The organism is Roseomonas sp. TAS13, assembly GCF_001950415.1.
GTDB classification, from domain to species: Bacteria; Pseudomonadota; Alphaproteobacteria; order Acetobacterales; family Acetobacteraceae; genus Roseomonas; species Roseomonas mucosa.
Genome location: NZ_BDLP01000190.1, coordinates 1 through 8,307, shown reverse-complemented (window position 1 = coordinate 8,307; position 8,307 = coordinate 1). Strand labels below are relative to the sequence as shown.

6 protein-coding genes are annotated in these 8,307 nt (G+C 71.6%); all 6 read left to right on the top strand.

Annotation, left to right across the window (positions count from 1 at the left end; all coding sequences use genetic code 11):
- Positions 1-1,932, top strand: a 1,932-nt coding sequence (infB, locus tag ROTAS13_RS14760; protein WP_075822718.1) for a translation initiation factor IF-2, incomplete at its 5' end; no start/stop codon positions are given.
- Positions 1,933-2,027: 95 nt separating this feature from the next.
- Complete coding sequence (gene rbfA / locus ROTAS13_RS14755) at positions 2,028-2,468, top strand: 30S ribosome-binding factor RbfA (protein ID WP_019459248.1); 441 nt, start codon at positions 2,028-2,030, stop codon at positions 2,466-2,468.
- A 47-nt stretch (positions 2,469-2,515) separates the two neighbouring features.
- Positions 2,516-2,866: an acyl-CoA thioesterase gene (locus ROTAS13_RS14750; protein ID WP_079253270.1), complete on the top strand. Its 351-nt coding sequence runs from the start codon at positions 2,516-2,518 to the stop codon at positions 2,864-2,866.
- A 671-nt stretch (positions 2,867-3,537) separates the two neighbouring features.
- On the top strand, positions 3,538-5,097 hold the full coding sequence (locus tag ROTAS13_RS14745) for a glycosyltransferase family 1 protein (RefSeq protein ID WP_075822717.1): 1,560 nt from the start codon (positions 3,538-3,540) through the stop codon (positions 5,095-5,097).
- A gap of 32 nt (positions 5,098-5,129) precedes the next feature.
- Entirely contained in the window at positions 5,130-6,665 is a 1,536-nt protein-coding gene (locus ROTAS13_RS14740; protein WP_075822716.1) for a glycosyltransferase family 1 protein, read from the top strand.
- Entirely contained in the window at positions 6,662-8,218 is a 1,557-nt protein-coding gene (locus ROTAS13_RS14735) for a hypothetical protein (RefSeq protein ID WP_126281914.1), read from the top strand. Before ROTAS13_RS14740 ends, ROTAS13_RS14735 begins: the two co-directional genes overlap by 4 nt.
- Positions 8,219-8,307 lie beyond the last annotated feature (89 nt).

Genomic DNA, 8,307 nt, shown 5'->3' with positions numbered 1-8,307 from the left:
GCGCGCAAGCCCCCCGTGGGCGCCGACCGGCGCCGCGAGGGCCGGATCGACGTCCAGGCCGCGATCGAGGGCGAGGACGACCGTTCCCGCTCGCTCGCCTCCGTCCGCCGCGCCCGTGAGCGCGAGCGGCGCCAGGCCGAGCTGGCGCGCCTGCGCTCGGATGGGGTGAAGGTCGTCCGCGACGTCACCATCCCCGACGTCATCACCGTGCAGGAGCTGGCGAACCGCATGGCCGCCCGTGGCGGCGAGGTGGTGAAGGCGCTGTTCCGCATGGGCGTGATGGCGACCCTGACGCAGTCCATCGACGCCGATACGGCGGAGCTGGTGGTGACCGAGTTCGGCCACCGTCCGCGCCGCGTCTCGGAGAGCGACGTGGAGCTGGGCCTGGGCGGCGCGGTGGACCAGGACGACGAGCTGCTGCCGCGTCCGCCGGTCGTGACCATCATGGGCCATGTCGACCACGGCAAGACCAGCCTGCTGGACGCGCTGCGCAAGACCGACGTGGCGGCGCGCGAGGCCGGCGGCATCACGCAGCATATCGGCGCCTACCAGATCACGGTGCCGGACGGCTCCAAGGTCACCTTCATCGACACGCCGGGCCACGAGGCCTTCACGGCCATGCGTGCCCGCGGTGCCTCGGTGACGGACATGGTGGTGCTGGTGGTGGCGGCCGACGATGGCGTCATGCCGCAGACGGTCGAGGCGATCCGCCATGCCCGCGCGGCCAACGTGCCGATGATCGTGGCGGTCAACAAGATCGACAAGCCGGGCGTGAACCCCGACCGTGTGCGCAACGAGCTGCTGCAGCACGAGGTCGTGGTGGAAAGCCTGGGTGGCGAGACGCAGGAGATCGAGGTCTCCGCGCTCAAGGGCACCAACCTCGACAAGCTGCTGGAGGCGATCTCCCTGCAGGCCGAGGTGCTGGACCTGCGCGCCAACCCGGATCGCGCCGGCGAGGGCACGGTGATCGAGTCCAAGCTGGACAAGGGCCGTGGCCCGGTGGCCACCGTGCTGGTCCAGAAGGGCACGCTGCGACAGGGCGACATCGTGGTGGCCGGCACCGAATGGGGCCGTGTCCGCGCGCTGATCGATGACAAGGCGCGCAACGTGAAGGAGGCCCTGCCCTCCGTGCCGGTGGAGATTCTGGGCCTGTCCGGCGTCCCCTCGGCCGGCGAGAACTTCGTCGCCGTCGAGGACGAGGGCCGGGCGAAGGAGATCTCCGAGTTCCGCCAGCGCCAGGCCCGCGAGAAGGTGGCCGCCGCGCTGAGCGCGAGCCGCGGCACGCTGAACGACATGCTGGCCCGCATCCAGGCGGGCGAGCAGAAGGAGGTGGCGGTCGTCGTCAAGGCGGACGTGCAGGGCTCGGCCGAGGCGCTCGGCGTGACGCTCGGCAAGCTCAGCCGCGACGAGGTGAAGGTGCGCGTGCTGCACAGCGGCGTGGGCCAGATCACCGAGAGCGACATCCAGCTCGCCAAGGCCTCCGATGCCGTGGTGGTGGCCTTCAACGTCCGCGCCACGACCCAGGCGCGGGAGCTGGCGCAGCGCGAGGGTGTGGAGATCCGCTACTACTCGATCATCTACGAGGTGGCCGACGACATCGAGAAGCTGGTCAAGGGCAAGCTCGCCCCGATCCAGCGCGAGAAGTTCCTGGGCTACGCGCAGATCCTGCAGGTCTTCGAGGTCAAGCGCCTCGGCAACATCGCAGGCTGCCGCGTGACCGAGGGCGTGGTGAAGCGCGGGGCGGGCGTCCGACTGCTGCGCGACGGCGTGGTGATCCACCAGGGCACCCTGTCCACGCTGCGCCGCTTCAAGGACGATGTCCGCGAGGTCGCCAACGGCTACGAGTGCGGCATGTCCTTCGCGAACTACAACGACATCCGCGTCGACGACCAGATCGAGTGCTACGAGACGGAGACCGTGGCGGCCGATTGAGCCGCCCCGGCCCCTTCCGGGGCCGTCCGGACGAGACGGGGCCTCCGCGGGACACCGCGGGGGCCTCAGTTTTTTTGAGAGTGCGAGAACGAGAGATGAGCAAGCGAGCCGAGAGAAAGGGGGCGGAGGCCGCCCCCTCCCAGCGCCAGCTCCGCGTGGCCGAGGAAATCCGCCATGCCCTGGCGGCCGTGCTGGCGCGCGGCGACGTGCGCGACCCGGAACTGGCCGCCGCACGGGTGACGGTGACGGAGGTCCGTGCCTCCCCCGACCTGAAGCACATGACGGTCTTCGTTTCCCGGCTCGGGCAGACGGCGGACAAGGAGCTGCTGGAGGCGCTGAAGCGTTCCCAGCCCTATCTGCGGACCCAGGTGGCCAAGGCGGTGCGGCTGCGCGTGGCGCCGGAATTGCATTTCCAGGCCGATACGGCGTTGGATCACGCCATGCGCATCGACGCCCTGATGCGCCGCCCGGAAGTGGCGCGCGACCTGCGGCCGGCCGACGGGGAGGAAGCGGGCGAGGAGAAGGAACAGCCGTGAAGACCCCTCTGCCGCCCGAGGCCGCCCCACTCATCCGGACCATCGCCATGCCGGGGGACACGAACCCGGCGGGCGACATCTTCGGCGGCTGGCTGATGGCGCAGATGGATCTCGCGGCCGGCAATGCCGCGGCCCGCCGCGCCCGCGGCCGTTGCGCCACCGTGGCGGTGGAGGCGATCAGCTTCCACTCACCCGTGAAGGTGGGAGACGAGGTCAGCCTTTATGCACAGATTCTCTCGGTGGGCCGCACCTCGCTCCGCATCCGGGTAGAGGCCTGGCGGCGGGAGCGGCACAGCGAGGACCGCAACCGGGTGACCGAGGCCGTCTTCACCTTCGTGGCGCTGGACGACGAAGGCCGCCCCCGCCCCGTCCCTGCCGAGGGCAGCGACGCCGGCTGATACGGGCAGCGGCTTTCCCCGGATGGGCTGCGCCTCAGCTGACTGGCCCCCGGGGGAGAGGCCCTGCCTCTCCCGCCGGACCCCCTCTCCGCCAGGACACTGCGTGCCCTGGACCCACTTCGTTGGCTCCGGTAGTAGCCGTTGTCCTGCGGCCCAATCCTCCGGGAGCAGGTGGCAAGGCGGGGCTCCCCAGAAAAGAAAGACACCGTGTCAGCGCTGGCGGCACCGGCAGTCCGCCCGAGAGCCGGGCTTTCCGGCGCGATCCGGCATCAGCAAGCGTCAACTCCCCGGGTCCAGGGCCCGCAGGGTCCTGGCGGATAGGGGGTTTGGGGGAAAGGCAGGGCCTTTCACCCGGGACAGCGCAAGGCCAGGGGCAGGTGCCATGTCCTCTTGCTGCGCGGCCGGGTTGCGGCTTCCGGGTCGCACTCGCTCTCGTGAAGCATCCGGCCGGCCAGAAATTCCTGGCCGGGCTTGCGCATCGGCGGGCACTCCGCGAAACGGAAAGACATGCCGATGCAACAAAACAGGGAAAGAAACCGGGCGCCCTGACGCCGCTTTCCTGTCCGTGATCCATCCTGGGTCCGGGCCGAGGCGGGACGCGACCCGGCACGCCATGGGCGGACCGGGGCATTCGAGGTCGATCTCCGGACACCGAAATGGTTCCAGTTTCCATGCCCGCCAAGCCTGTGCGCCGCACCATCTGGGTCGATGTCGAAGACCTCTTCCAGTATGCCCTCGCCAATCCGCGCCCCAGCGGCATCCAGCGCCTGGTCTTCGAGATCCTGCGCGTGCTGCCGGACCGGGCGGCGCGGCAGCCGGGCGCACCACGGATCGCCTTTGTCCGCCACGATGACGGGCCGGATCTGCTGCGCGAGGTTCCCTTCACCGAGGTCGCCGTGCTGTTCGAGCGCCTGTCGGAAGGCCAGGGAGGGAAGCCGGAGGCGGCCATACCGCCGCCCCGCCCCCCTGCGCCCCGCGTCCGCCAGGGCAGGCCGTTGCTGCAACGCCTGCGCTTCGGCCTGATCTACCGCCTGCAGAAGCTGCCGCCGCGGACCTCGGAAACCCTGCTGCAAGCCGCCGTGCTGCAGATGAACGTGCTGCGGACCGGCCGCCGCGGCCTTGCCCTGTGGCGGGACCGGCGGCAGGCCGGCGCCCCCCCTTCCGCAGCCCCGACCGTTGCCTCGCCCATCTCCCCACCCGTTCCAACATCCTCTGGGGCGCAGGCCGGGGCGGCCGCCATGCCCGCCACGGCGCCTTCCCTGCCGGCGCTTCCGGGGGATGTCTTCCTGGTCCTCGGCGCCCCCTGGGTGCATGCGGACTATGCCGGGTTGCTGCGGCAGCTGCGGCAGCACCACGGGATGCGGCCTGCCCTGCTGCTTTATGATCTGATCCCGCTGCGCCGCCCTGAATGGTGTGCTCGCGATCTGGTGCAGAGCTTCCGTCAGTGGGTGGAGACGGTGCTGCCGGAATGCCCCCGGCTGATGGCCATCAGCCACGCCACTGCCCGTGATGTGGAAGCCTATGCCGCCGAGGCTGGACTCGCGCTGGAGGCACCGGTGCGGCCGATCCCCATCGGCACCGGCTTCGGCCTCGTGGGGCAAGCGGACCGGCTGGCCTCGTCGCGGCCGCGTGGCCTGCCCCGCCCGGGCAGCTATGTGCTCTTCGTCTCGACGCTGGAGGCGCGCAAGAACCACGCGCTGCTGTTCCGCGTCTGGCGGCGGCTGCTGAGCGAGATGCCGCGCGAGCAGGTGCCCACCCTGGTCTTCGCCGGCCGCGTCGGCTGGCTGGTCGCCGACCTGATGCAGCAGCTGGAGAATGCCGAATGGCTGGGCGGCAAGATCCGCCTGGTTCGCGACCCTTCCGACGAGGAGCTCCTCGCCCTCTACCGCGGCTGCCGCTTCACCCTGTTCCCCTCGCTGTTCGAGGGCTGGGGGCTGCCAGTGAGCGAGAGCCTGGCGCTGGGGCGTCCCTGCATCGCCTCGAACCGGACCTCGCTGCCCGAGGCGGGCGGGGCGCTGGCACGCTACTTCGACCCGGACGACCTGGACGATGCCTGCGCCACGATCCGCGCGGTGATCGAGGACCCGGAGGGGCTGGAGGCTTGGCGCGAGCGTGTCGCCCGCGAGTTCCGCCACGTCCCCTGGTCCGACAGCGCCGACGCCATCCTGGAGGGGGTCCTGGCCTTGCCCGCGCAGGCCGCCGGACCCGCCGCGCTGGGGCAGCCCGCATGAGCGCCGCCGATACGGGCACGAGCCGTTCAGCCATGAGCCATCCGGCCGTGAACAGCCAGGCCCCGGAAGAGGCTGTGACGCCTTCCACGATCTGGATCGAGGTCGGCGACCTCGTCCAGTATTTCGAGGCCAGCGTGCGGCCCAGCGGCATCCAGCGCGTCACCTTCGAGATCTGCCGTGCCCTGCACCGGGCGGATGACGGGGCCGGGTGGGTGCGCTTCGTGCGCCGCTCCGGCCCCCGTCACCTGGAAACCGTCTCCTGGACGCAGATCGAGCAGGCTTTCGAGCGGATCACCGCCCCGGCCCCTCCTGTTGCCGCGGCGGCGACACGCCCGGATGCGGAACAAACTGCCGACGGGGCCGCCAACGGCATCGGCCCCGGATACGAGGCGGAGCCGGATGGCCGCGCGCTGCTCGCCTCCGGGCTGCGCCTCCAGGGGGCCGCGCTGCGGGGCCTGCTGCGCCTGCCCGCCGTGGCCGGCGCGGAGGCCCTGGAGCTGACGCGGCGGCGCCTGCACCGGCGGCAGCTGGCTGGGAAGACGGGCAGCCAGCTGCGCTTCGAGGAAGGCGTGCCGCTGCAGCAGGTGGCGCGGCCGGGCGACAGCCTGCTCGTGCTGGGCTCCCCCTGGTTCATCAACGACTACGCCCAGACCGTGCGCTGGCTGCGCGACGACCTGCGGATGCGCTTCGCCCTGCTGATCCACGACCTGATCCCCATCCGCCGGCCGGAATGGTGCGACCGGGGGGTGATCATCTCCTTCATCGCCTGGCACCGCGGCGTGCTGCCCCTGGCCGACCAGATCTTCGCCAACAGCCGCGCGACGGCCGGGGACGTGACCCGCTGGGCGCGGGAGATCGGCCTCGACCTGCCCCGGCCGGTGCAGGCCGTGCCGATGGGCACCGGCCTCGGCGTCGCGGTCCTTCCCAACGCCCGATCCGGGGCCATCCCATCCGGGAATGCGGCGCCGGAGGCGGAGACCGGCCTGTCCGACCTGCCGGAACCCGGCAGCTACGTGCTCTTCGTCTCGACGCTGGAGGCGCGCAAGAACCACGCGCTGCTGTTCCGCGTCTGGCGGCGGCTGCTGAGCGAGATGCCGCGCGAGCAGGTGCCCACCCTGGTCTTCGCCGGCCGCGTCGGCTGGCTGGTCGCCGACCTGATGCAGCAGCTGGAGAATGCCGAATGGCTGGGCGGCAAGATCCGCCTGGTTCGCGACCCTTCCGACGAGGAGCTCCTCGCCCTCTACCGCGGCTGCCGCTTCACGCTCTATCCCTCCCTCTATGAAGGCTGGGGGCTGCCGGTGAGCGAGAGCCTGGCGCTGGGGCGGCCCTGCATCGCCTCGAACCGGACTTCGCTGCCCGAGGCAGGCGGGGCGCTGGCACGCTACTTCGACCCGGACGACCTCGACGATGCCTGCGCCACGATCCGCGCGGTGATCGAGGACCCGGAGGGGTTGGAGGCCTGGCGCGAGCGTGTCGCCCGCGAGTTCCGCCACGTCCCCTGGTCCGACAGCGCCGGCATCATCCGCAGCGCCATGGACCGGCTGGACGCCGAGGAGGCAGGCCCTTGAGCGCCGCCGCCCCGATGACCGCCTCGCCGTCCTCCGCCGCGTCCCGCCTCGCCCGGCTGAATCTCGCCCTGCCGGTGCTGGGCGCCCTGTTGCTCGCCGCCCTGTATCTCTGGCGCTATGCCGCCGACCCTGCCGTGCCGGGGGGCTCGGCGCAGTTCCCCGAGGGTTGGTGGGGCTGGTGGGACCAGGGCCACTACCTGCGCAGCGCCACCGCCCTCGCGCAGGGGAATTTCGACCCGGCGCAGCACTGGTATCCGTTGGGCTACGCCATGGTGGCGGCGCCCTTCGTGTGGCTGAGCCGGGACCACGCCTTCCTCGCCGTGGATCTGCTCTCGCTGCTCGGCTGCTACGCGGGCTTCCTGGCCTTCGCCCGGCGGTTGGGCATCCCCGCCGCCTGGGGCAGCCTGGTCTTCGTCGGCAGCGTGGCCAGCAGCCGGCTGGTCTTCGCCCAATGGGTGCTGCCCTGGAACACCAGCCCGGTGGCCGCGCTGCTCTGGCTCCTGCTGGCCACCATCGCCGCCCATTTCGGCTGCGGCGGCCCGGCACGGCGGCGCCCGCTCCTGATCGGCTTCCTGGCCGCCGCCATCCCCCTGTTCCGCCCGACCGAGGCGCTGCTTTCCGCTCTCTGCCTGCTGGCGGTGGTGCTGCACGACCTCCTTGCCGCCCCGCACCCATGGATGGAGCGCGGACGCGACCTGCTGCGGCTGGTGCTGGGCGGACTGCTGGCGGTGGTGCCCTATGCGCTGCTGCATCTCCGCATCTACGGCCTCGCGCCCAGCGACTACATGCTGCACTCGCAGGGTCTGGGCTTCACCCTCCAGGGACTGGGCTGGAAGGCCTATACCCTGCTGGTCGATCCGCGCCCCTGGTTCGGCGAGGGCGAGGGGCTGATGCGACAGGCCCCCTACATGGCCCTGGCCCTGGGCGGCCTCGCCGTCGCCTGGGTGCATGGCGCCGCCGCCCGCCTGCTCGGCCTGCTGCTGGTGGCGCATTCGCTGCTCTATCTGTCCTATGTGGACCTGCTGCCCGTCGGGCTCTGGCGCTTCAACAACGTCCACTACTGGAAATGGGCCATGCCGGGCTTCGGCCTGATGGCCTTCCTGCTGTTGCGCGACCTGCTGCGCGGGCGGCGTGCCCCGGCCTTCCCGCTGGCGCCACTGGCCCTGCTGGCCTCGGTGCCGCTGCTCTGCCTGCAACTCGTGCCCGTCGAGACCGCCTCGGCCACGGCGCCCGCCCGGATGCTGTCCTACGAAGGCCCCGCCCCCGGCTTCGACGAGAGCTTCTTCGGCCAGGCCACGATGCTGGACGATGGCCGGATGCTGCGGAACGTGCGCGACATCCGTCTGATCCCCTATCCGGGCGGCTTCCGCGTCTTCTCGCTGCGGCAGCCCTTTGTCGGCACGCCGGCCTGGGAGGTGCCGCCCCCCGGCATCACGGCGGCGCCACCCCGCCGCTACGCCGCCGCTTGGCGCCTCGGCCAGCCCTGCTGGATGCCACGCGTCTTCTGCAGCCGCGAGAACAACCACCTGCTGCCGCCCGTACCCCGGCGCTGACGCCGGGCGTCGCTTCGTCCCGGGGGAAAGGCGCTGCCTTTCCCCCGGACCCCCTATCCGCCAGGACCCTGAGGGTCCTGGCGGATAGG